Here is a 22,881-nt window from a genome sequence, read left to right as displayed (position 1 = left end):
CGTCAAGCAGTGGCGCTGGCGCGCAGCGCGGCGCGGGCTTCGGGCGACATGGCGGCTAGCTGGCGTTGCAGCCCGGCCAGCGTTTCCAGCGCGGTGGGGTCGGGGCTGGCGGCCTGCAGCGCGCTGGCCAGCGCGGCGGCGCTTGGCGCGTCGAACACCACGGCCGGCGCGATGTCGAGCTTCAGCAGCTTGCGCACGCGCGCCACGAGCTTGATGACCAGCAGCGAATGGCCGCCGGCTTCGAACAGGTCGTCGGTCACGCCAAGCTGGCCGGCGCCCAGCAGGTCGCGCATCTGGTCCAGCAGCAGCGCTTCGAGCGCCGTTGCGGGCTCGCGCGCCGGTTCACCGGCTGCGGGCTGGGCCGCCACGGCGCCCTGGGCAAGCGCGCGGCGGTCCACCTTGCCGTTCGGCAGGCGCGGCAGCGCGTCGATGACGGACCACTGCGTCGGGATCATCGCGTCGGGCAGGCGCTCGGCCAGTGCCTGCTTGAGCGCGCCGCGCTGGGCGGCCGTGGCCGGCTGTGCGGGGTCGGCCGGCACCAGCCACGCGGCCAGTTGCGTGGTGCCGTCCGCGGCGGCCAGTGGCAGCACCACGGCGTGGCGCACGCCCGGCAGTGCGGCCAGTACCTGCTCGATCTCGCCGCACTCGATGCGGAAGCCGCGCACCTTCACCTGGCTGTCGGCGCGGCCGACCAGTTCGATGCCGCCGTGCGGCAGGTAGCGCGCCAGGTCGCCACTGCGGTACAGGCGCTGGCCGGGATGCTCGGGATTGGACACGAAGGCGTCGGCGTGCGCGCCGCCGAGGTAGCCCGCGCAAAGCTGGGTGCCGCCAAGGTATAGCTCGCCGGTTTCGCCGGCCGTCGCGAGATGGCCCGCGGCGGTGCGGATTTCCGCCACGCCGTTGGCGAGCACGCGCGTCAGCGGCAGCGGCTGGCCGGACAGGTCGGCCACGGGGCCGGCGTCGTGGACCAGGATGCCCACCGTGGTTTCGGTCGGGCCGTAGTGGTTGCAGAGCCGCGCGCCCGGGGCCTGCGCGCGCAGGCGGGCGAGGAACGCAGGCGAGGCGGCCTCGCCGCCGATCACGATCACGGCGTCCGTCGGCAGCGGCAGGGAGTCGCCCGATGCGTCGAGCAGCGCATCGAGGTGCGACGGGACGATCTTCAGGCAGTCCACCCGCTCGCGCGCCAGGAAGGCGCCGAAGCCGGCCGCGTGCTGCATGTCGGCATCGTTTGCCACGCACAGGCAGGCGCCATGCCAGAGCGCGCCGAACAGCGTGGTATTGCCAAGGTCGGCCGCGACGGTCGATGTCAGCGCAAAGCGCTGGCAGGCGTCGAGGCGCAGCGCATGGCCCACGGCGGCGACGTAGTTCAGTAGCTGGCCGTGCGCGATCGGCACGCCCTTGGGCGTGCCCGTGGAGCCCGACGTGTAGAGCACGTAGGCCGTGGCAGCAAGGTCAGGCAGCGGCAGCGCGGCGGGCGCGTCGGGCGCGGCCATCAGCGCGGCCATGTCGGCCGGTTCGATCAGGCACGTGGCGCCGGCATCGGCGGCAATCTGCGCGCGGCGCTGCGCGGGCCAGGCCGGATCGAGCGGCAGGTAGGCGCCGCCAGCGCGCATGACCGCCAGCAGCGCGATCACCAGTTCGCCCGAGCGCGGCAGCGCCAGCGCGGCTGGCTGGCCCGGACGCAGGCCCAGCGCCGGCAGCTGTGCGGCGATGGCGTCCACGCGCGCGGCCAGTTCGGCATAGGTCCACGTGCGGCCATCAGCCGACAGCGCGGCGGCCTGCGGCCGTTCGGCGGCCCAGCGCGCCAGCCGTTGCGGCAGCGATGCGGTGCCGAAGTCCTGCGCCGGCGCGTGCAGCGCGGTGGCGCGGGCGCGGTCGGCGGCGGTGGCCAGCGGCAGGGCGCCGACGGCGGTGTCGGGCTGCGCGCGCAGCGTGTGCAGCAGCGTGCGGTACTGGTCGAGCAGGCACGCCACGTCGTCAGCGCGGAAGCTGGCGTCATGGTGCAGTACCAACGTTTGCGGCTGGCCACTGCCGTGCGTCTGAATTTCCAGCGCCAGCGTGGTGCCGGGCAGCAGCAGCGCGGGGCAGCCGATGTGCCAGCCGGCCACATGCGCCGGATCGGCGGCCGTCACGGCAAACACGTAGCGCGACGCGGCGGCGGTGGCGATGTCGGCGGGCGCGTGTTCGCGCCAGTCCATGTGCTGCTGAAGCTGCCCGCCGAACGCGGCGAGCCAGTCGGCAAAGGGCCGCGCCGGATCGGGCGCCACCGTGACCGGCAGCACCGACGTATAGCGGCCCACGGCGCCCGCCAGCGCCTCGAAGTCGTCGCGGCAGTCGTTGACCCAGCCGGCGCAGAACGGCGCGGCGGGATCGAGCCGGGCCAGCAGCAGCCACCATGCAGCCTGCAGCACGTGCGCGGGCGATACGTTGAACGTGGCCGCCCAGCCGGCGATGGTGGCGGCCTCTTCGGCGCCGAGCGCGACGGGGATCGCCTGCAGCGCGGTGGCGTCGCCGGGTTGCTGGCGCCACGGCAGGCGCGGCGCGTCGAGTGAAGCCAGACGGTCGCGTACCGCGTGCCAGTAGTCGCGGCCGGCGTCGATGTTTTCCTGCGCCAGTCCGGCGGTCCAGTCCAGATAGTCGGCGTACGACAGCGGCGGCGCGTCGGCCGGGGCGGCGTCGTTGGCATAGGCCAGCGCCAGTTCGCGCATCAGCGTGCGCAGGCTCGGGCCGTCGATGGCCAGCGCGTGGGCGGTCAGCGTCAGCGCGGTACGGGCGGGTGCGGGCGTGCGGACGTGGTAGCCCAGCGCGGGCAGGTCATCGCCGGCGCCAAAGTGCTGGCGCAGCCCGCGCAGGCCGTCGACGCGCCCGAAGGCCAGGCAGGTGGCCGGATGCCGCGCGGCCACGCCGGCCAGTGCGCGTTCCAGCCGGGCGATGTCGAGCGGGCCGTCGACCGTGGCGGTCAGCGTCACGGGCGTGCCCGCGTGCGCTTCCAGCGCGCGTTGCTCGCGGCCCAGCGGCTGGGCGTGGGCATCCAGCGTGGCGTACGGTTGGACGATGGCGTTCATGGCTCAGCCCTCCAGCGCGGCGGCGTCCTGACGGGCGGGCGCGGCGGCCAGCGGCGGCAGGTCGCGGCGTTCGAACATGTCGCCCATCGCCACCACGATCTTGCGCGGGCCCTCGAACGGGTCGCGCGCGTGGGCGGCCAGCATGTTGTCGAGCATGACCACGTCGCCCTGGCGCCAGTCGAAGCGCACGGCGCACGCCTCGTACAGCGCGCCGAGCAGCGCCATCACGTCGTCGCCAATCGGGCTGCCGTCGCCGAACGTCACCTGGCGCGGCATGCGGTCGGCGCCGACGATCTCCAGCAGGTCGCGGCGCACTTCGGGGTCCAGGCAGGCCGTGTGGTGCAACTGCACCTGGTTGAAGAAGCTGCGCTCGCCGGTGACCGGGTGGGCGATCACGGCCGGGCAGCGCTCGCGCGTCTGGAGCGTGTCGGCATCCAGCCACGTGAAATCGGTGCCCGATGCACGCAGGCGGGCTTCCACCTCGGCGCGGTCGTCGGTCTTGAAGAAGTCGCGCCAGCTCACGTCGAGCTTGTCGTTGAACGTGCGCACGTAGCGCAGGCCCCTGGCCTCGAACTGGGCGGCCAGGTCGGCCGGCAGGCGGCGGTACATCTCGCGGCAGTCGACGATGGGCGTGGCGCCGCCCACCGGCGACGGCAGCTCGCAGAAGAACCACTGCTTGCGCGGCCAGCGCGACAGGTGCGCGCTTTCGTTGTGATAGAGGATCATCTCGCGCTCCGGGTACGGCGTGGAGCGGTAGGTGTTGCGGCCGCCTTCCTTCTTCGGCAGGTCGCCGTAGGCGCCGTACAGGCCCGGCTCGATCGATTCGGCAAACGCCTCGAACTCCTGCGGCGTGCGCAGCCCGAAGCCGCGCAGCAGGATGCCGCCGTGGCGGCACAGCGTGGCCTCGATCTCGTCGCGATGGGCCAGCGCCCAGGCCACGGGGTCCAGGTCCGGCGAGGCCGGCTCGATCACGATCGGGAAGGTCTGCCCCGGCGACAGGAACGACGTGCGCACGGGCGCGCCGGCCGGTGCCGCGGCCGGCGGCTTGCTGGCGGCCTTGCCGAGCCTGGCGAGTTTGTCGAGTTTGTCGAGCTTGCTGGGACTGGACACTTGGGCGGTGGGCATGGCGGGCGTCTCGGAAACAGGGGCGCGAACGGCGTCGCGAACGGGATCGCACAGGCCGGCCGGCACGTCGAAGCCGGACAGCGCGCGTGCGGGGTTGGTCACGGCTTGCGCCAGCACGGCGCCGTAGGCGTCGGCCAGGCGCTGCACGGTGGCGCGCGGGAACAGGGCGGTGGCGTAGACCCATTCGGCACGCAGGCCGTCGGCGTGGGGGTCCAGGAACACCGCCAGGTCGAACTTGGCGGCATGCACGGGCGTGGGCAGGCGACGGGCCTGCAGGCCATCGAACGCACGGGCGGCGGCCGGCGTGTTGTGCAGCACGAACAGCACCTGCACCAGCGGATGCCATGCGCGCTCGCGCGGCACGCCGGCGGCTTCGACGATGCGGTCGAACGGCAGCGACTGGTGGTCGAAGGCGGCCAGCGTCTGCGCGCGGATCTGCGCCAGCAGGTCGCCGAACGGCATGTCCGGGCGCGGCTGCGCGCGCAGCGGCAGCACGTTGACGAAGAAGCCGATCAGCCCTTCCAGCTCGCGGCGCGTGCGGCCGGCCACGTCGATGCCGACGAGCTGGTCGCGGGCATCGCCCAGGCGATGCAGCAGCAGGTGGAACGCCGCCAGCAGCACCATGTAGCGCGTGGCGCCGTGGCGGTGCGCCAGCGCGTCGACCTGGGCCAGCAGCGCGGCGGGCAGCTCGGCGTGGCAGGCGGCGCCATCGGACGCGGCGACAGGCGGGCGGCGATGCGGCGTGGGTAGCGTGGGCAGCCGTGGCGCGCCGTCGAGCGCGGTGCGCCAGTAGTCGGCGTCGGCCTGGCTGCGCGGGTGGCGCGCTTCGGCCTGCTGGTGGGCGGCGTAGTCGACGTACTGGATCGGCAGCGGCGCCAGCGTGGCGGGCTGGCCGGCGCGGGCGGCGTTATAGGCGGTGGCGAGTGTATCGAGCAGGACGCCGATGGACCAGCCGTCGCCGACGATATGGTGCAGCGTGACCAGCAGCGCGTGGTCGTCGTCCGCCAGCCGCACCAGCCGGGCGCGCAGCAGCGGCGGCTGGGCCAGGTCGAACGGCTCGCGGGCCTGGCCCTCGGCCAGTTCCTGCAGCGCCGCGTCGCGCCGGGCGGGGCTCAGGCCCGAAATGTCGCTGACGGGCAGGTCGATGGCCAGCGCGGGCACGATGTGCGCGTACGGATCGCCATGGGCATCGGCGGGATAGCCGGTGCGCAGGATCTCATGGTGCGCGACGAGTGCGTTGAGGCTGGCGTGCAGCGCGGCGGTGTCGAGCGGTCCGGTCAGGCGCAGGCCGCCGGCCATGTTGTACGTCCAGCGCTGGGCCGGGTTGGCGATGCGGTCGGTCAGCCAGAGCCGGTGCTGGGCCGGCGCGAGCGGCAGCGGGCCGGTGCGCGGGGACGGGGCGATGGCGGCGACTTGGGGGTCGGCGCCAGCCGGCATATCGGCGCAATGGCTGTTGAGCGCGGCGGCGCAGGCGGCCAGCGTCGGATGATCGAACAGCAGCCGCAGCGCGATGCCGGCGCCGTACTGCGCGCGCAGCCGGGCCACCAGTTGCGCGGCCGTCAGCGAGCTGCCACCGCTGGCAAAGAAGTGCGCGTGGCGGCTGGCGGGCGCGGTGCCGAGCAGTTCCTGCCATAGCGCGGCCAGCGCAATTTCGGTGTCGCCGCGCGGGGCTTCCGCGGCGTCAACGGGGCCGCCGATGCCGCCGCGCGTGAAGCGGCCATGGGCCCAGATGGCGCAGGCGTCGAGGCTGTCGTCGATCCAGCCCTGGCGGCAGGCGCTGCGCTGCAGCTTGCCGCTGGTGGTCTTGGGCAGGCCACCCGGGTTCAGCAGCAGCGCGACGGCCAGCGGTTCGCCGCAGGCATCGCCCACGGCCAGCGCCAGCGCCTGCACCAGCGCATCGTGGCCCAGCCGCTTCTGGTCCGGGCGCGAGATTTCAGCGGCGACGCCGATGGCCTCGCCGTCGGGCGTCTGCACGGCGAAGGCGGCCACGCGGCCGCGTCGGGCGGCGGGCACGCGGGCTTCCACCGCGCGCTCGATGTCCTGCGGATAGAGGTTCTGGCCGCGCACGATGATCAGGTCCTTGCGGCGGCCGGCGATGTAGAGCTGGCCGTCGCGCAGCAGGCCCAGGTCGCCGGTACGCAGCCATCCTTCGGCGCCGAACGTGGCGGCCGTGGCGTCGGCGTTGCGCCAGTAGCCGTGCGTGACGCTGGGCCCGCTGACTTCGATCTCGCCGACGCAGTGGTCGGGTAGCGCCGTGCCGTCGGGGCTGGCGATGCGCACGGCATGGCCGGCGCGCGGAAAGCCGCAGGCCACCAGTTCGAGCCCCGTATCCACCGCTTCGGCCCGGCCTTGCGCCAGCGCGCCGGCATCGAACGTGGTGCAGGCCATGCCGCCGCCGCGCGGGCCGCCGGTGACGAACAGCGTGGCTTCGGCCAGGCCGTAGCACGGGTAGAGCGCCGGGGCGCGGAAGCCGGCCGGCGCGAAGCGGTCGACGAAGGCGCGCAGCGTGTCGGCGCGCACCGGCTCGGCGCCCGAGTAGGCGACCGCCCAGCTCGACAGGTCTAGCCCGTCGAGCTGGCTGTCGCGCACGCGCTCGACGCAGAGCCGGTACGCAAAGTCCGGCCCGCCCGAGACCGTGGCGCGGTGGCGGCTGATGGCCTGCAGCCAGCGCACGGGGCGTTCCAGGAAGCGTTGCGGCGACATCATGACCACCGGCACGCCGACGAACATCGGCTGCAGCAGGCCGCCGATCAGCCCCATGTCGTGATAGAGCGGCAGCCACGTGGCAATCACGTCGTGCGGACCAATGCCCATGCCGTCCGCTATGGCCGCCTCGTTCGCCATGACGTTGCCGTGGCTGACCATCACGCCCTTGGGCGCGGCCGTGGAGCCGGACGTGTATTGCAGGAAGGCCAGCGTCCGGGGCTCGGCGCGGTAGGGCTGCCAGCCGGACGGGGCCGGCGCGTGCGCGGCGTCGGCGTGGACGATGCGCGCGGCCGGCGCGATGTCGGCCAGGGCATCGGCATGGGCGGCGGCTTGCGCGGCGGTGGCGATCAGGACGGACGGCTCGGCGTCGGCGGCCATCGCGCGCAGCCGCGCCACCTGGGCTGACCGCACGGCGCCGGGCTCGAACGCCGGCACGGCAATCAGGCCCGCGTAGAGGCAGGCGAAGAACGCGGTCACGTAGTCGATGCCGCTGTCCATCAGCAGCAGCGCGCGGTCGCCGGGGGCGGCCTGCGCGGCCAGGTGGGCGCCCAGCGCGCGCACGCGGACGTGCAGCGCGGCGTAGTCGTAGCGGGTCTCGTCTTCGGCGTCGATGACGATCAGCGCCGTGTCATCGGGGCGCTGGGCGGCCAGACGGTCGAGGTGGGCCACCAGCGTGGCCGGGACGTTCGGATCGGACGGCATGGAGTCTGCTTTCCAGGGAAGACGGTTGGCGATGGGCGGGCGCGGCGCGGCAGGGTCGGCGGGGCTCAGGCGGGCGCGAGCGACGGCAAGGCGGCGGGGTGGTCCAGGTGGGCAAGCAGCCGTTGCACCACGGCGGCCGGGTCGTCGTGCAGAAAGAAATGCCCGCCGGCGAACCAGTCGAGCGTGTGGCCGGCGGCGGTTTCGATGGCCCAGGCGTGCAGGTCGGCCGGTGCGATTGGATCGTCGCGGCCGGCGAACACGTGCAGCGGCACGGGCAGCGGCGCGGCGTCGGCGCGGCGAAAGCGCTCGCAGACGCGGTAGTCGGCATCGAGCACGTCGAGCGTCAGGCGCAGCAGCTCGGGCTCGGCAAACACGGTCTCGGGCGTGCCGCCGAGCTTGCGCAGATCGGCCATCAGCGCGGCATCGCCACGCAATGCGGCCAGGCGCTGCGGGTCTCGCCGGCTCGGGGCGGCGCAGCCGGACACCAGCAGCCGGCGCGGCAGCGGCTGGCCCCGCTCATGAAGCAGATGGCAGACGCGCCAGGCCAGCAGCGCGCCCATGCTGTGGCCGAAGATCGCGAACGGCGTGGGGGCAGTGCGAAGGCGGCTCAACTGGTCGGCCAGGTCGGCGGCCAGCGGCTCGAAGTCGCGCAGCAGCGGGGCGTCGAGCCGCGCGCCACGGCCCGGCGGCTCCAGCGGCACCAGCGCGATATCGGCCGGCAGCAGGCGCCGCCAGCGCAGGTAGCCCGTGGCGCTGGCCCCGGCGTGGGGCAGGCAGAACAGTTGCAGGGCGGCCATGGTCAGGCATCCGCCCGCGTTGGCTCCTCCATGAACCGGCGCAGGCTGAGCGGACGCATGTCCGTCCAGGTGCGCTCGATGTGGTCCAGGCACGCCTGCTTGCTGCCGCTGAAGCCCGCCGCGCGCCAGCCACCGGGCACGGGCTTGTAGTCGGGCCAGATCGAGTACTGCTCTTCGTGATTGACGAGAACCAGGAACGTGGCGTCGTCGCGGTCGAAACTCATGAAAGGCTCCCTTTCGGTACGGAGTGGCGGGGCCGCGCGCTGGTGGCGGCATCACCCTGTTGGACGAAAGGGGCCGTGGATTATTTAGTGAAAGGGGGCGGCGGGGGCGGCAAGCCGTTGATTTGGCAATGGTTTGGGGGCGCCAGGCGCCCCCGGCGGGTCAGGGCGTGATGGCCACCTTGAGCACGCCGTCGCGCTGGTGGGCGAACAGGTCGTAGGCGGCCTCGATGTCGTCAAGCTTGTAGTGGTGGGTGACCAGCGGCGCCAGGTCCACGCGCGCGGTCTCGATCACGTTCATCAGCCGGCGCATGCGCTCCTTGCCGCCCGGGCACAGCGACGTGACGATGCGGTGGTCGCCCAGCCCGGCCGCGAACGGGCCCAGCGGGATGTGCAGGTCCGTGGAGTACACGCCCAGGCTGGACAGCGTGCCGCCGGGCTTGAGCACCCGCAGCGCCGCCTCGAACGTGGCCTGGGTGCCGAGCGCCTCGATCGAGGCGTCGACGCCCCGGCCGTCGGTCAGCCGCAGGATCTCGTCGACCACGTCCACCTGGCGGAAGTTGACCGTGGCGTCGGCACCCATCAGCCGGGCAATCGCCAGCCGTTCCTCGATGCCGTCGACGACGATGATCTTCGACGCGCCGCGCAGCCGGGCCCCGGCCGTGGCGCAGAGCCCGATCGGCCCCTGCGCGAAGACCGCGACGATATCGCCGATCTTGATGTTGGCCTGCTCGGCGCCCGCGAAGCCCGTGGACATGATGTCCGGGCACATCAGCACCTGTTCGTCGGTCAGTGCGTCGGGGATGGGGGCAAGGTTGGCCTGGGCGTCGGGCACCAGCACGTACTCGGCCTGGGTGCCGTCGATGGTGTTGCCGAAGCGCCAGCCGCCCATCGGCTTGTAGCCGTGGCCGTGCGCCTGGCCGTCCTGCGACGCGCAGCCGTCCTGGCACGCATAGGAATGAAAGCTCGGGCAGATGGCCCCGGCGATGACGCGCTGGCCTTCGCGGTAGCCGGTGACGTTGCTGCCCAGTTTCTCGATGATGCCGACCGGCTCGTGGCCGATTGTCAGGCCCGGCTGGACCGGGTACTCGCCTTTGAGGATGTGGACGTCGGTGCCGCAGATCGTGGTGGTGGTAATGCGGATCAGGGCGTCACCGGGGCCGACGGCGGGGATGGGTTTTTCCTGCAGGATGATCTTGCCGGGACCCTGGAAGACTGCGGCGCGCATGGTGGTCATGGGTGGACTCCTTGGAGACTTCGGCGAAACGCACGGGCGCGGCCCGTACCGAGCCAGTCTAGTGCGTGCCACGGCGCGGACCTTGATGTGGATCGGGAAAGCCCGACCGGCCGGTATTGCACCGGGGTGCATCGGTACCAACCCCTAGTTGACGGCAGATTTCATGAGCATAAAATCTGTTTCACAACCATGAAAACAGGCGCCGGCCAGCCGGCACGGCGCCGATGTTGGAGACAGCCTACCCATGACAGCATCGTCCGCCGCCAAGGCGGCCCCCACCTATTTCGTCCGCACCGAGGACGTGGCCGGGTATCACCCCGCCAACCACGTCGGCACGCTGAACCGCCGCATCATCGGGCGCGAGAACGTCGGCGCCACCCAGCTCGAAGTGATCCACGGCACCATCGAACGCGGCAAGGGCGCGCTGCCGCATGCCCATCCGGGCATCGAGCAGGTCTGCTACGTGCTGGAAGGCCGCGCGCGGGCCGAGGTCGCCGGCCAGTCCCGCGAACTGGGGCCCGGCGACTGCTGCTTCTTTCCGGCCGATGCGATGCACGTGTTCACGGTGATCAGCGACGAGCCCGTCAAGCTGCTGGTCATCTACGCCCCGCCGTACGAGGAATCGCCGGACCGCGTGATCCGCCCGGCCTGAGCGACGCCCGATCGAACCGGCAGCCACGCCGATAACCTGGAGGAACCCCCATGCTGACATTCCGCGCGCGGCGCACGCTCGTCGCCGCCATCCTGGCGTTGCCCGCGGCCGCGCTGCCGCTGGCCGTGCAGGCCGCCGACCCCTGGCCCAGCCGGCCGATCCGGCTGGTGGTGCCGTTCGCGGCCGGCAGCGGCACCGACGCCGTGGCGCGCATCACCGCCAAGGAACTGGGCGATGCGCTGGGCCAGAACGTGGTGGTCGACAACCGGCCCGGCGCCAATGGCGCGATCGCGGCCGAGCTGGTGGCCCAGGCCGCGCCGGACGGCTACACGCTGTTCATGACCACCAACACGACGCATTCGGCCAATCCGTCGCTGATGAAGAAGCTGCCGTACGACCCGATCAAGGATTTCACACCGGTGGCGCGCATGGGCAACCTGCCGTTCATGCTGGTGGTCAATCCGAAGCTGCCGGTCAAGACCGTGGGCGAGCTGATTGCCTACGCCAGGGCGCATCCGGGCATGTCGTACGCCAGCGGCAACAGCACCGGCATCGTGTCCGGCGCCACGCTGGGCCGCATGGCCCGGGTCGACCTGCTGCACGTGCCGTACAAGAGCACGCCGCCGGCCATGACCGACGTCATCGCCGGGCAGGTGCCGATGATGTTCGTCGACGTGGCGGCCGGCATCGCCAACGTCAAGGCCGGCAAGATGCGCGCGCTGGCGGTGACCACGGCGCAGCGCAGCCGGCTGCTGCCGGACCTGCCGCCGATTGGCGACACGCCGGAGCTCAAGGGTTTCGACATCACGTCGTGGAACGGCGTGTTCGCGCCGGCCCGGACGCCGCAGCCGGTGGTGGATCGGCTGAACCGCGAGCTGACGAAGATCGCCAACAGCAAGGACGTGGCGCCGAAGTTCGAGGCGCTGGGCTTCGAGGCGTTCGGGCAGACGCCGCAGCAGTTTGCGGGGTTCGTGGCCGGGGAGCTGGTCAAGTGGACCAAGCTGGTCAAGGACGCGGGCATCCAGCCGGAATGAACGGGAGCGGAGATGAACTTTGAAAGGACGGCCGAACAAAACGCGATCGTCGAGGCGGTGTCGCAGCTCTGCGCCGACTTCGGGCCCGACTACTGGGCCGGACTGGACCGCGAGCACCGCTTTCCGGAAGCGTTTCACCAGGCGATGGCGGGCGCCGGCTGGCTGGGCATCGCCATGCCCGAGCGCTTTGGCGGCGCGGGCCTGGGGATCACGGAGGCCGCGCTGATCATGCAGACGGTGTCGGCGTCGGGGGCGGGATTCTCGGGGGCGTCGGCCATCCACATGAACGTGTTCGGCCTGAACCCGGTGGTGGTGTTCGGCAACGAGGCCCAGCAGGCGGCCGCGCTGCCACCGCTGATTGCCGGGAACGAGAAAGCCTGCTTTGCGGTGACCGAGCCCGATGCCGGGCTGGACACCACGCACCTGAAGACCCAGGCGGTGCGTACGGCCGATGGCAGCGCCTATCGCGTGGACGGCCGCAAGATCTGGATTTCCACGGCGCAGGTGGCCACGCGCATGCTGCTGCTGGCGCGCACCACGCCGCTGGACGCGGTGGCCAAGCCCACGCAGGGCCTGAGCCTGTTCTACACGGCGCTGGACCGCGACCACATCGAGGTGCGCGAGATCGACAAGATGGGGCGCGGCGCGGTGGATTCGAACATGCTGTTCATCGACGGGCTGATGGTGCCGGCCGAGGACCGCATTGGCGAGGAGGGCAGGGGATTCGAATACATCCTGCACGGGCTGAACCCGGAGCGCATCCTGATCGCCGCCGAAGCCGTGGGCCTGGGCCGCGCCGCGCTGGACGCGGCCACGCGCTACGCCCGCGAGCGGACCGTGTTTGGGCGGCCAATCGGCCAGAACCAGGGCATCCAGCACCCGCTGGCACAGGCGTGGATGGCGCTGGAGGCGGCGGACATGATGGTCTGGAAGGCCGCATGGCTCTACGACAACGGCAAGCCGTGCGGGGCCGAGGCCAACGCCGCCAAGTACCTGGCCGCCGAGGCCGCTCACCAGGCATGCCAGACCGCCGTGCTGACGCTGGGCGGCATGGGCTACGCCCGGGAATACCATGTGGAGCGCTACCTGCGCGAGTCGTACATCCCGCGTATCGCACCGGTCAGCGCCCAGCTGATCATGTGCCACATTGCAGAGCGGGTGCTGGGGCTGCCGAAGTCGTATTGACGGTGGTTGATGGGGCTGCCGAATTTGTATTGCGGGTGGTTGAAGGGCGGGGTGTTTTCGCTCCCCTCTCCCGCGAGCGGGAGAGGGGTTGGGGGTGAGGGCGTTGAGGTTCTGCTTGCCGACTTGTCGCCATTGGAACCGGCCCTCTGCCCCGGCCTTCCGCTTCGCGGGAGAGCGGAGACCACCGATCGCCATTGCAGAAGCCGCGCGCAAAAGAAAAAACCCCGGACGCAATCGTCCGGGGTTTTCCCGTTGCAGGTTTCCCGCTGCCGCGCCATGACGATCGGTGAGGATCTTTCGCCGTGGATGCCGCTGTGCCTTTCAGCGATGAAAACGTCCGAAATCATCGTTGAAGGGCGCAACGGCCGACGCTCATGGCGCGGCGCGCGGCGGCATGGTCTTCCCATCTAAGAGCCCATGCCGCGCAAACCTGGACGACCCTGCCCGCCGTCCCGGCCGCGGAAATCGAAAATTACTTGCCCAGCTCGTGGCCGATCACGCCGCCAACCACGGCGCCGCCAACCGTGCCGAGCGCGCTGCCGTCGCTGACCTCATGGCCAACCACGCCGCCCGCGACCGCGCCGGTCGCCGTGCAGCCCGACATCGCCCACGCACATGCGCCTACCGCGATGATCGCCGTCAGTCGTTTCCACATGATGTGTTCTCCTTGCCTGGCGCCGCCCGGTTCTCCTTCTGCGTTGCGCGTCGCCATGTGTTGTTCACCACGCCTCAAGCATAGTTGGCTCGGCCCCGGCGGCATCTCCGGTGCGCGCTGATTGCGGTGTCGGCGTTTGTCGGACGGGTCCGAATCGGCCCGGCTGGTGTGTCAAGACAACAAACGGGGTAGTCCGTGCGGCAGCAACGCCGCTGATGCACAATCCCGCTTCAGTCTGGGCTGCAACGACCGATAACCCTTGAGGATGGCGGGAGATTCACGCCCGGATCGCCACTCCCCTCAATATGGCGGGCCTGCCAAGCCACTGCCCCGTCACCTGCTGCGATGATGTCCCCGAGTTACGACGCGATTCTGGTCCTGTTTTCCGTGCTAGTTGCCGTGCTGGCGTCCTATACGGCGTTGGACATGGCGGGGCGCATCTCCACCGCCGGCCGGGGCCGCTACGCGCGGATGTGGCTGGCCGGCGGCGCGGTGGCGATGGGCGTGGGCATCTGGTCGATGCACTTCATCGGCATGCTCGCGTTCCGGCTGCCGATTCCGCTGGGCTACGACCCGGCCATCACCGGGGCGTCGCTGCTGATCGCGGTGCTGGCGTCGGCGTTCGCGCTGCATCTGGTCAGCCAGGAATACCTGCCGCCGCGCCGGCTGGCGCTGGGCGCGCTGGTGCTGGGCGCGGCCATCTCGGCCATGCACTACACGGGCATGGCGGCGCTGCGCATGCGCCCGGCCATCGACTACGAGCCGGCGCTGTTCATGCTGTCGATCGGCATTGCCGTGGCGGCGTCGGGCGTGGCGCTGTGGATCGCGTTCCGGCTGCGGCGGGCCATGCCGCGCGTGCACCAGTTGCGCTTTGGCGCGGCGGTGGTGATGGGCGGGGCCATTGCGTCGATGCACTACACGGGCATGGCGGCGGCCCGCTTTCCGCTGGGCAGCATCTGCGGCGCGGCGCGCACGGGCGTGGACAGCGCCACGCTGGCGCTGCCGATCATCGTCATCACGGTCTGCGTGATTGCCGTGGCGCTGATTACTTCGGTGCTGGACATGCGGCTGGAGATGCGCACGGCCATGCTGGCCGACGCGCTGGGCGTGGCCAACAAGGAGCTGGAGTTCCTGGCCCTGCACGACAAGCTCACCCACCTGCCCAACCGCGTGCTGCTGGAAGACCGCTTCCAGCAGGCCATCCAGGGCGCGGCACGCCAGCCGGCCACGTTTGCCGTGCTGTTCGTCGACCTGGACGGCTTCAAGGGCGTCAACGATACCTACGGCCACCAGGTGGGCGACAGCCTGCTGGTGGAAATCGCCGGCCGGCTGCGGGCGTCGACGCGGTCCGAGGACACGATCTCGCGCGTGGGCGGCGACGAGTTCGTGGTGCTGGTGCGCGTGGAGGACCCGGCCGACGCAGGCGTGGTGGCGGAAAAGCTGATCGAGGCGCTGCGCGAGCCGGTGACGGTGTCCGGGCACGCGCTGCATGTGTCGGGCAGCATCGGCATCGCGCTCTATCCGGCCGACGGGGCCGACCAGGACACGCTGATGACCAACGCCGACGCGGCGATGTACCACGCCAAGGCGTCGGGCCGCAACGCGTACTGTTTCTTCGAAGGGTCGATGAACCACCAGGCGCGCGTGCAGCAGATGCTGATCCAGGACCTGCGCGGCGTCACGCGCAAGGGCCAGTTGGCGCTGCACTACCAGCCCAAGTTCTCGGCATCGACCAACAAGCCGGTGGGCGCAGAGGCGCTGCTGCGCTGGCAGCACCCGGTGCATGGGCTGCTGATGCCCGACCAGTTCATCGCGCTGGCCGAGAAGACCGGCGCCATCGTGCCGATCGGCAAGTGGGTGCTGGACGAAGCCTGCCGCCAGCTTGCCATCTGGCATGCGGCGGGCCACGCGGACTGGACCATGGCGGTGAACCTGTCGACGCTGCAGTTCTGCCATGCCGGGCTGATCGACACGATTGCGGAGGTGCTGGCGCGCCACGCCATTCCGGCCGCCAGCCTGACGCTGGAGATCACCGAGAGCACGGCGATGCGGGACGTGGAGGAAACGCTGGCGATCATGACCCAGCTCGACCGGATGGGCGTGCGCATCGCCATCGACGACTTTGGCACCGGCTATTCGAGCCTGCTGCACCTGAAGCGGATTCCGGCAAGCGAACTGAAGATCGACCGCGGCTTTGTGCGGGACCTGGCGGAGGATTCTGAGGATGCGGCCATCGTGTCGGCCATTGTCGCGCTGGGCCGTACGCTGAACCTGCAGGTGGTGGCGGAAGGGGTGGAGACGCCGGCGCAGCGCGCGTTCCTGGCGGGGCTGGGCTGCGACGCGCTGCAGGGCTACCTGCTGGGCAGGCCGGTGCCGCCGGCGCAGTTCATGAAAGAAATGGCGGCGCATTGAGCGCCGCCGGCGGCCCGAAAGGGCCGTCACCGCCCGTTTGCCGGGCGTCTCGGGAAGGATCAGGTGCCGTCCGTGTACGGGCTGCGCGCGTCGCGTACGTCGTGCGCACCGTCGACAAACGGGTTGCGGGCGTCGCGCACGTCGCGGGCACCGTCGGTGTAGACGTCACGCGTGCCAAGGCGTTCCACGTAGCCGTCGCGGTTGGTCACGCGGGCACCGTCGGTGTACGGATCGGCGCTGCGGGGCGCGGCGTTGGCCATCGTGGCGGCGCCGGCGAGCGTGGTCGCCAGGGCGGTATAGAGCAGGGCTTTCTTGAACATGGTGAACTCCTGGTTCGAGAGGCTTGGATCGAGGAAATGTTGCGGTCTTTGATGACTCGGCCGTCAGTGCGACCTTGCCGGCAAGTCTAGGCAACGGCCGTACACGTCAACATGACCCACGCATGACATCAGTGTCATGCGTCGCCGGACGCATGCCGGCAGGGCCGCTGGCGCGGCTTTCAGACGATTCCACCGATGCCGGCCGCAACACCCTGTAGAATCGGGTTCTGGTTCGCCGGCTTTTTTCTGCGCGGACCGTTCCCCGCAATCATTTCCCCAGTCCGCCCCGCTTTCGTGGCGGCGCGCACGATACGTCATGTCCGAGTCTGATGCAGCCAAACAAGCCGCGGTGGCCTGGATCCGCGAGCAGATGGATCACCATGGCCTGACAATCGACCACCTTGTCGAAGCAGGCTGCTTTGCCGATCACGAGGAAGAAGCCGAGGCCGGGCCGGCCGGGCACGCCGAAGCCCCCGCCAACAAGGCCGCAGAGGCCGGGGCAGGGCGCGTCATGTATCGCAATGCAATGGGTCAGACCTGGGACGGCACCGGCGAGTATCCCGACTGGCTGCAGCGGGCGGTCAACGCCGGGCAGTCGATCGATTTCTACCGCGTCGACTGAACGTCACGATGCGCGGGCGCCGGCAAGGCGCCCGGTTTCCATCCTTCAGCAGGCCGGCAGGTCCGCCAGCGCGGTGGCGCTGGCCAGCGGCAGCGCGTGGCGCCTGTGCTGCAGGGCCGCCGGCGGCAGTTCCGGCAGCACCATCGTGCTGGCCGCTTCTGCCACGCAGGCGTGACAGTATTCCGCGCCCCGATACACATGATGCGAAGTGTCAGCCGGCGGCTCGGTAGTGCGGCCGGCGGGCTGGGCATCGTGCCAGACCGGCAGGTCGCGGCCCTCGCGCGCGGACGCCTCGGTGCACCGGGCGCGCTCCCGGGCCGCCATCCCCGCTTCGGCTTCCGCCTCGGCCTTGATCGCCGCATGGCGTTCCTGCATCGACAGCCCGATCGCCGTCACGCCCGCACAGCGCGGCATGGCTGACGCCAGGGCGCCTTGCACGGGCACCGCGAACACGGCGAGACACAACAGGGATTGGGCAATCTGACGTTTCATGCTGGGATGGAGAGGCTGGCCTGCGTCCAGGGGGCGCCGCAGGGCCCGGGGGTGGGCAGCCGGCATTGTACTGCGTTGGATGCAGAAAATTCGCCAAATCACGATGACATTCGTGCAATGTTGCCCCAAAAGCGGCTAACCTCGGATAGTGTCTAGGGTCTCCATTGCAAACTGAAAGGCAGGGCCGGCAGCAGGCCGGTCCGTAGAAGCACCATGCGTATCCTGATTGTCGAAGACGAACCGAAGGCGGGCGACTATCTGCTGAAGGGGCTGACCGAATCCGGCTTCGTGGCCGACCTGGCCCGCGACGGCGTGGACGGCCTGGCCCATGCGCGCGAACAGCACTACGACCTGATCGTGCTGGACGTGATGCTGCCCGGCATCGACGGCTGGCAGGTCCTGCGCGACCTGCGGCGCGACAAGGACACCCCGGTGCTGTGCCTGACCGCCCGCGACGAGCTGTCCGACCGCCTGAAGGGCCTGGAACTGGGCGCCGACGACTACATGGTCAAGCCGTTCGCGTTCGCCGAGCTGGTGGCCCGCATTCGCACCATCCTGCGGCGCGGCCCGCTGCGCGAGAGCGAGTTCATGGAAGTGGCCGACCTGCAGATCGACACGATCCGGCGCCGCGTGACGCGCGCGGGCCAGAAGATCGACCTGACGTCGAAGGAATTCGCGCTGCTGCAACTGCTGGCGCGGCGCCGCGGCGAGGTGCTGTCGCGCTCGCTGATCGCTTCGCAAGTCTGGGACATGAACTTCGACAGCAACACCAACGTCGTCGACGTGTCGATCCGGCGCCTGCGCGCCAAGGTGGACGACCCGTTCCCGAAGAAGCTGATCCACACGCGGCGCGGCATGGGCTACGTGCTCGACGAATCCGAAGAAGTGTGAGCGGCCCGGCATGAAACGGCTGCTGCGCGTGCGCCGCGCGATCGATGCATGGATGCCTGCCTCGCTGACCACGCGGCTGGCGCTGGCCTACGGGCTGACCACGGCCGCCATCCTGGTCGGGGTGGCCACGTACCTGTCCAGCGCGCTCGGCAGCCAGCTCCAGTCGCGCGACGAGGGCGAGCTGGTGGGCGAGGTGCTGCTGGTGCGCCACCTGCTGCGAGAGGTGGCCGACGAGAACGAGATCCGCACCGACACGCATCGCTTTGCCGATATCGCGATGGGCCACGAGGGCCTGATCCTCGTCGTCCGCACGCGCGACGGCGACCCGCTCATCACCCTCAATCCCCATAACGAAACCCTGCCGCCGCTGCGCGTGCTGCCGGTGACCACCACGCCCGACAAATCGCTGCTGCAGACCTGGCTGCCGCGCAATGGCGTGCCGTCGCGCGGCATGGCGGCGCTGGGCCAGATCGGCAATACCGAGCGGACCGTCGAGATCATCGTGCTCAGCGACGCCGGCTACCGCGTGGCGCTGATGCGCGAGTACCGTGGCGAACTGCTGGGCGCCGTGCTGTGCGGCGCGATTGTCGCGGCGGCGCTGGGGTTCCTGCTGGCGCGGCGCGGGCTGCGGATGCTGCGCCGGATGGCCAGCGACGCGGCCGCGGTGACGACAAGCCGGCTGGCCACGCGGCTTGACGTGGGCGGCGCGCCCGAGGAGTTGCGCGAACTGGCCGGCGCCCTGAACGCGATGCTGGCGCGGCTGCAGGACAGCTTCACGCGGCTGTCGCAATTCTCGGCCGACCTGGCGCACGATTTCCGCACGCCGATCAGCAACCTCGTCGGCCAGACGCAGGTGACGCTGGCCCAGCGCCGCACGCCGGCCGAGTACGAGGCGGTGCTGGAGTCGAACCTGGAGGAATACGAGCGGCTGTCGCGCATGATCGAGAACATGCTGTTCCTGGCGCGGGCCGACAATGCGCAGGTGGCGCTTGGCGCGCGGCCCATCGACGCGCGCGCGGAACTGGACAAGATCGCCGAGTATTTCGAGGCCGTGGCCGCCGACCGCAACGTGACCGTGTCGGTGTCGGGGTACGCCACGGTGGTGGCCGACCAGACGCTGCTGCGGCGGGCCGTCATCAACCTGCTGGACAACGCGCTGCGGCACGCGCCGGCCGGCAGCATGGTGCGGATGTGCGTCTGCCCGCAGGCCAGCCAGACCGCCATCACGGTGCTCAACGGCGGCCCGGCCATCGCGCCGGAAGCGCTGCCGCACCTGTTCGGCCGTTTCTACCGCGCCGATCCGTCGCGCCGCAACTCGGCGTCGTCGACCGGGCTGGGGCTGGCCATCGTCGACACGATCATGCGGCTCCACGGCGGCAGCGTCGGCGTGCGCAGCGCCGAGGGCGAGACGGTCTTCGAACTGCTGTTCCCCGACGCGGTGGGCCCGTTGCCGGCCCCGGCCACTTGACCTTGTAGCCGCTACAGGGTCTTCAATGGCAGGTAATACGCTACGAGGACCCCATCATGGCCCGTTCGACACCCGACAACGTCCTGCCACCGGTCGCGCCCGGTCATTCGCACGACCACTCCCACGACCATCCGCACAACCACTCCCACGACCATTCTCACGATCATCCCCACGACCACCCACCGGCCGACGCCTGCTGTGGCGGGAAATGTGGCGCAACCGCCACGCCGGTTGCCCCGCCGTTGGCGGCGCCGGCCGGCACCCGCGCTGCGGCGTTCCGCATCGATGCCATGGACTGCCCGACCGAGGAAACGCTGATCCGCAACAAGCTCGGCGGCATGGCGGGCGTGGCGGCGCTGGACTTCAACCTGATGCAGCGCGTGCTGACCGTGCATCACACACTCGATTCCACTGACCCGGTCGTCCAGGCGATCGGATCGCTCGGCATGAAGGCCGAGCCGCTGGCCGGTGCCGCCGACGATGGCACGCAGGTGGCCGCCAGCGAGGCCCGCAAGCCGTGGTGGCCGCTGGCCCTGGGCGGGGCCGCCGCGCTGGGCGCCGAACTGGCCGAGTGGTTCAACGTGGCCACGCCGTACCTGCCGGCCGCGCTGGCGCTGGCCACGGTGCTGCTGGCGGGGCTGGGCGTCTATCGCAAGGGCTGGATCGCCGTGCGCAACGGCAACCTGAACATCAACGCGCTGATGAGCATCGCCGTGACCGGGGCGATGTTCATCGGCCAGTGGCCCGAGGCGGCGATGGTGATGGCGCTGTTCGCGCTGGCCGAGCGGATCGAGGCCGCGTCGCTGGACCGCGCCCGCAACGCGGTGCGCGGGCTGATGGCGATGGCGCCCGAGCAGGCCACGGTGCTGCAGCCCGACGGAACGTGGCAGGCCGTGCCGGCCCGCACGGTGACGGTGGGCGCAACGGTGCGGCTGCGCCCGGGCGAGCGGGTGGCGCTCGATGGCCGCGTCATGCGCGGGCAATCGGCGCTGGACCAGGCGCCCATCACCGGCGAAAGCGTGCCGGTCGACAAGTCGCCGGGCGACGCGCTGTTCGCGGGGTCGATCAACCAGTCCGGTGAACTCGAATACGCGGTGACCGCGCCGGCCAACGACTCCACGCTGTCACGCATCATCCATGCCGTGGAAGCGGCCCAGGGCAGCCGCGCGCCGACCCAGCGCTTCGTCGACCAGTTCGCCAGAATCTACACGCCCGTGGTGTTCGCCATCGCGGTGGGAATCGCCGTGGTGCCGCCGCTGGCCATGGGCGCGCCGTGGCTGGCGTGGATCTACAAGGCGCTGGTGCTGCTGGTGATTGCCTGCCCGTGCGCGCTGGTGATTTCCACGCCCGTGACCATTGTCAGCGGGCTGGCGGCGGCGGCGCGGCGCGGCATCCTGATCAAGGGCGGCGTCTACCTGGAGCAGGGCCACCGGCTGAAGTGGCTGGCGCTGGACAAGACCGGCACGCTGACGCACGGCAAGCCCGCGCAGACCGATTTCGCGCTGCTGGCCGATGACGTGCCGCAGGCGCGCGCCATCGCGGCCAGCCTGGCGGGGCGGTCGGACCATCCGGTGTCGCGCGCGGTGGCCATCGCCGCCGATGCGGACGGCGTGGCGCGGCTGGACGTGACCGACTTTGCGGCGGTGCCGGGGCAGGGTGTCGGCGGTGCCGTGGACGGCGTGGCGTACCGGCTCGGCAACCATCGGATGATCCACGACCTCGGCGCTTGCTCGCCGGCGCTGGAGGCGCGGCTGGAGGCCATCGAGCGGCAGGGGCGGTCGATCGTGATGCTGGCGGCGCTGCCCGCCGGCGGCCAGCCGGCCCGCGCGCTGGCGCTGTTCGGTGTTGCCGATACGGTGCGCGAGTCGAGCCGGCAGGCCATCGAGCAACTGCACGCGCTGGGCGTGCGCACGCTGATGCTGTCCGGCGACAACGCGCACACGGCGCAGGCCATCGGCAAGGCCGTCGGCATCGACGAGGCGCGCGGCCATCAGCTTCCGCAGGACAAGGCCGATGCGCTGGCGGCGCTGGCCGACCAGGTGCACGGGCAGGGCGGCAAGGTCGGCATGGTCGGCGACGGCATCAACGACGCCCCGGCGCTGGCGCGTGCCGACATCGGCTTTGCGATGGGCGCGGCCGGCACCGACACGGCCATCGAAACCGCCGACGTGGCGCTGATGGACGACGACCTGCGCAAGATTCCGACGTTCGTGCGGCTGTCGCGTCAGACGTCGACCATCCTGCGGCAGAACATCGCGCTCTCGCTGGTCATCAAGGCTGTGTTCCTGGCGCTGACCCTGATGGGCCTGGGCACGATGTGGATGGCGGTGTTCGCGGACATGGGCGCCAGCCTGCTCGTGGTGTTCAACGGGCTGCGGCTGACGCGCAAGGGGTGAGGCTCAGCGCTGCGGCTGGAGGATCAGTTCGCCGCTGCGGCCGGGAATCTCGCCCCAGGCGACGGGCTGCGCCGGCAGCGACGCCGCGTCGAGGTGGCGATGGTAGGTGGCCATCGACACCAGATCGTGGCCCTGGGCGCGCCAGCCGGCCAGCAGGCGCCGGAACACGGGCGCCAGCTTGCCGCCTTCCAGTTCGGTGTGGAGCGTGAAGACGTGGTCGGCGTCGCCTTCGGTGAGCTTGAGCACCGCGTGGTGGACGTTGTCCTCGGTCAGGTCGTCCACGCCGATCAGTTCGTCGAGCGTGGGCAGCGTGGTCGGCATCTGCACGTGCCGGCACGGCTGGCCCGCCACGGTGGGCCGGTACGGGCCGGTGCCGCGCCCGTCGGAGGCGTAGGCCATGCCCCAGTCGTCGATCTGGCGGAACGCCTCGTCGTTCATCTGCCAGCCGGCCGCGCCATGGGTGGGCGGCGGCGCGCCGAAGATGTCGGTGAAACGGTCGAACGACTGCTGCATCTGGCGGCGCGTCCAGCCGGCGTCGCGCGTGCGCACGTTGTCCTGCCAGTAGACGTGGTCCCAGGTGTGGATGCCGCACTCGTGGCCCGCGGCGGCGGCCGCGCGCATCTCGGCGGCGGCGCGGCGGCCGATGTCGGGGCCGGGCAGCAGCACGCCGTACATCAGCGTGCGCAGGCCGTAGTTGGACACCACCGACGTGCGCGACACCTTCTTCAGGAAGCCGGGCCGGAACACCCGCCGCAGCGCCCAGCCGGTGTGATCCGGCCCCAGGCTGAACAGGAACGTGGCGTCGGCCTGCACGGCCGACAGCATCGACAGCAGCGCCGGCACGCCCTCGCGGGTGCCGCGCAGCGTGTCGACGTCTACCTTCAGGCAAATGCGGGCCATG

17 protein-coding genes are annotated in these 22,881 nt (G+C 71.0%); 8 read left to right on the top strand and 9 right to left on the bottom strand.

All coding sequences use genetic code 11. The features are described from left to right. Positions 1-2: 2 nt before the first annotated feature. The 5 genes from QTN24_RS10250 to QTN24_RS10230 form a co-directional block, all read right to left on the bottom strand. Positions 3-3,065, bottom strand: a complete 3,063-nt coding sequence (locus QTN24_RS10250; RefSeq protein WP_313836810.1) for an amino acid adenylation domain-containing protein — start codon at positions 3,063-3,065, stop codon at positions 3-5. 3 nt (positions 3,066-3,068) lie between these two features. Then, positions 3,069-7,598 carry a condensation domain-containing protein gene (locus QTN24_RS10245; RefSeq protein WP_313836808.1) on the bottom strand — a complete coding sequence of 1,510 codons (4,530 nt, stop codon included), beginning with the start codon at positions 7,596-7,598 and terminating at the stop codon, positions 3,069-3,071. Between the two features lie 65 nt (positions 7,599-7,663). Then, complete coding sequence (locus QTN24_RS10240) at positions 7,664-8,395, bottom strand: alpha/beta fold hydrolase (protein WP_313836806.1); 732 nt, start codon at positions 8,393-8,395, stop codon at positions 7,664-7,666. Positions 8,396-8,397: 2 nt separating this feature from the next. Then, complete coding sequence (locus QTN24_RS10235) at positions 8,398-8,619, bottom strand: MbtH family protein (RefSeq protein ID WP_313836804.1); 222 nt, start codon at positions 8,617-8,619, stop codon at positions 8,398-8,400. A 160-nt stretch (positions 8,620-8,779) separates the two neighbouring features. Continuing rightward, positions 8,780-9,853, bottom strand: a complete 1,074-nt coding sequence (locus tag QTN24_RS10230) for an NAD(P)-dependent alcohol dehydrogenase (protein WP_124685201.1) — start codon at positions 9,851-9,853, stop codon at positions 8,780-8,782. A gap of 244 nt (positions 9,854-10,097) precedes the next feature. On the opposite strand from QTN24_RS10230, the gene QTN24_RS10225 reads away from it, so the two are divergent. From QTN24_RS10225 to QTN24_RS10215, 3 genes are read left to right on the top strand one after another with little or no spacing between them, the layout of a single operon-like run. Then, positions 10,098-10,505, top strand: coding sequence for a cupin domain-containing protein (locus tag QTN24_RS10225; RefSeq protein WP_313836802.1), 408 nt, complete (start codon positions 10,098-10,100; stop codon positions 10,503-10,505). Between the two features lie 50 nt (positions 10,506-10,555). After that, on the top strand, positions 10,556-11,539 hold the full coding sequence (locus QTN24_RS10220) for a tripartite tricarboxylate transporter substrate binding protein (protein ID WP_313836800.1): 984 nt from the start codon (positions 10,556-10,558) through the stop codon (positions 11,537-11,539). Positions 11,540-11,551: 12 nt separating this feature from the next. Continuing rightward, entirely contained in the window at positions 11,552-12,724 is a 1,173-nt protein-coding gene (locus QTN24_RS10215) for an acyl-CoA dehydrogenase family protein (protein WP_313836798.1), read from the top strand. Positions 12,725-13,196: 472 nt separating this feature from the next. On the opposite strand, the gene QTN24_RS10210 is transcribed toward QTN24_RS10215, so the two are convergent. Continuing rightward, positions 13,197-13,328, bottom strand: a complete 132-nt coding sequence (locus QTN24_RS10210; protein ID WP_409559006.1) for a glycine zipper 2TM domain-containing protein — start codon at positions 13,326-13,328, stop codon at positions 13,197-13,199. 396 nt (positions 13,329-13,724) lie between these two features. Here QTN24_RS10210 and QTN24_RS10205 point away from each other — a divergent pair, with 396 nt between their 5' ends. Beyond that, entirely contained in the window at positions 13,725-15,791 is a 2,067-nt protein-coding gene (locus QTN24_RS10205) for a putative bifunctional diguanylate cyclase/phosphodiesterase (protein ID WP_313836795.1), read from the top strand. A gap of 59 nt (positions 15,792-15,850) precedes the next feature. On the opposite strand, the gene QTN24_RS10200 is transcribed toward QTN24_RS10205, so the two are convergent. After that, positions 15,851-16,111, bottom strand: a complete 261-nt coding sequence (locus QTN24_RS10200; protein ID WP_124685195.1) for a copper resistance protein CopQ — start codon at positions 16,109-16,111, stop codon at positions 15,851-15,853. A 316-nt stretch (positions 16,112-16,427) separates the two neighbouring features. On the opposite strand from QTN24_RS10200, the gene QTN24_RS10195 reads away from it, so the two are divergent. Next, positions 16,428-16,733, top strand: coding sequence for an H-NS family nucleoid-associated regulatory protein (locus tag QTN24_RS10195; protein WP_313836791.1), 306 nt, complete (start codon positions 16,428-16,430; stop codon positions 16,731-16,733). 45 nt (positions 16,734-16,778) lie between these two features. On the opposite strand, the gene QTN24_RS10190 is transcribed toward QTN24_RS10195, so the two are convergent. Continuing rightward, complete coding sequence (locus QTN24_RS10190) at positions 16,779-17,225, bottom strand: hypothetical protein (RefSeq protein ID WP_313836789.1); 447 nt, start codon at positions 17,223-17,225, stop codon at positions 16,779-16,781. Positions 17,226-17,438: 213 nt separating this feature from the next. On the opposite strand from QTN24_RS10190, the gene QTN24_RS10185 reads away from it, so the two are divergent. From QTN24_RS10185 to QTN24_RS10175, 3 genes are read left to right on the top strand one after another with little or no spacing between them, the layout of a single operon-like run. Next, positions 17,439-18,116 (top strand): heavy metal response regulator transcription factor, encoded by a 678-nt coding sequence (locus QTN24_RS10185; RefSeq protein WP_124685192.1) that lies wholly within the window; start codon positions 17,439-17,441, stop codon positions 18,114-18,116. A gap of 10 nt (positions 18,117-18,126) precedes the next feature. Next, positions 18,127-19,584, top strand: a complete 1,458-nt coding sequence (locus tag QTN24_RS10180; RefSeq protein WP_313836786.1) for a heavy metal sensor histidine kinase — start codon at positions 18,127-18,129, stop codon at positions 19,582-19,584. 56 nt (positions 19,585-19,640) lie between these two features. Then, positions 19,641-21,980, top strand: coding sequence for a heavy metal translocating P-type ATPase (locus QTN24_RS10175; protein WP_313836784.1), 2,340 nt, complete (start codon positions 19,641-19,643; stop codon positions 21,978-21,980). A 3-nt stretch (positions 21,981-21,983) separates the two neighbouring features. On the opposite strand, the gene QTN24_RS10170 is transcribed toward QTN24_RS10175, so the two are convergent. After that, positions 21,984-22,880 (bottom strand): polysaccharide deacetylase family protein, encoded by an 897-nt coding sequence (locus QTN24_RS10170; RefSeq protein WP_313836782.1) that lies wholly within the window; start codon positions 22,878-22,880, stop codon positions 21,984-21,986. Between the last annotated feature and the right edge of the window lies 1 nt (position 22,881).

It is taken from the genome of Cupriavidus sp. SZY C1 (genome assembly GCF_032190535.1).
In the GTDB taxonomy this organism is placed as follows: domain Bacteria; phylum Pseudomonadota; class Gammaproteobacteria; order Burkholderiales; family Burkholderiaceae; genus Cupriavidus; species Cupriavidus pauculus_C.
The sequence above is the reverse complement of the archived record's forward strand: the minus strand, read 5'-3'. Positions and strand labels throughout refer to the sequence as shown.

What these genes read in the sequence shown, in the direction of transcription:
- QTN24_RS10250 (WP_313836810.1), bottom strand. Translation starts at nt 3,065, where the DNA reads ATGAACGCCATCGTCCAACCGTACGCCACGCTGGATGCCCACGCCCAG.
- QTN24_RS10245 (WP_313836808.1), bottom strand. Translation starts at nt 7,598, where the DNA reads ATGCCGTCCGATCCGAACGTCCCGGCCACGCTGGTGGCCCACCTCGAC.
- QTN24_RS10240 (WP_313836806.1), bottom strand. Translation starts at nt 8,395, where the DNA reads ATGGCCGCCCTGCAACTGTTCTGCCTGCCCCACGCCGGGGCCAGCGCC.
- QTN24_RS10235 (WP_313836804.1), bottom strand. Translation starts at nt 8,619, where the DNA reads ATGAGTTTCGACCGCGACGACGCCACGTTCCTGGTTCTCGTCAATCAC.
- QTN24_RS10230 (WP_124685201.1), bottom strand. Translation starts at nt 9,853, where the DNA reads ATGACCACCATGCGCGCCGCAGTCTTCCAGGGTCCCGGCAAGATCATC.
- QTN24_RS10225 (WP_313836802.1), top strand. Translation starts at nt 10,098, where the DNA reads ATGACAGCATCGTCCGCCGCCAAGGCGGCCCCCACCTATTTCGTCCGC.
- QTN24_RS10220 (WP_313836800.1), top strand. Translation starts at nt 10,556, where the DNA reads ATGCTGACATTCCGCGCGCGGCGCACGCTCGTCGCCGCCATCCTGGCG.
- QTN24_RS10215 (WP_313836798.1), top strand. Translation starts at nt 11,552, where the DNA reads ATGAACTTTGAAAGGACGGCCGAACAAAACGCGATCGTCGAGGCGGTG.
- QTN24_RS10210 (WP_409559006.1), bottom strand. Translation starts at nt 13,328, where the DNA reads ATGTCGGGCTGCACGGCGACCGGCGCGGTCGCGGGCGGCGTGGTTGGC.
- QTN24_RS10205 (WP_313836795.1), top strand. Translation starts at nt 13,725, where the DNA reads ATGATGTCCCCGAGTTACGACGCGATTCTGGTCCTGTTTTCCGTGCTA.
- QTN24_RS10200 (WP_124685195.1), bottom strand. Translation starts at nt 16,111, where the DNA reads ATGTTCAAGAAAGCCCTGCTCTATACCGCCCTGGCGACCACGCTCGCC.
- QTN24_RS10195 (WP_313836791.1), top strand. Translation starts at nt 16,428, where the DNA reads ATGTCCGAGTCTGATGCAGCCAAACAAGCCGCGGTGGCCTGGATCCGC.
- QTN24_RS10190 (WP_313836789.1), bottom strand. Translation starts at nt 17,225, where the DNA reads ATGAAACGTCAGATTGCCCAATCCCTGTTGTGTCTCGCCGTGTTCGCG.
- QTN24_RS10185 (WP_124685192.1), top strand. Translation starts at nt 17,439, where the DNA reads ATGCGTATCCTGATTGTCGAAGACGAACCGAAGGCGGGCGACTATCTG.
- QTN24_RS10180 (WP_313836786.1), top strand. Translation starts at nt 18,127, where the DNA reads ATGAAACGGCTGCTGCGCGTGCGCCGCGCGATCGATGCATGGATGCCT.
- QTN24_RS10175 (WP_313836784.1), top strand. Translation starts at nt 19,641, where the DNA reads ATGGCCCGTTCGACACCCGACAACGTCCTGCCACCGGTCGCGCCCGGT.
- QTN24_RS10170 (WP_313836782.1), bottom strand. Translation starts at nt 22,880, where the DNA reads ATGGCCCGCATTTGCCTGAAGGTAGACGTCGACACGCTGCGCGGCACC.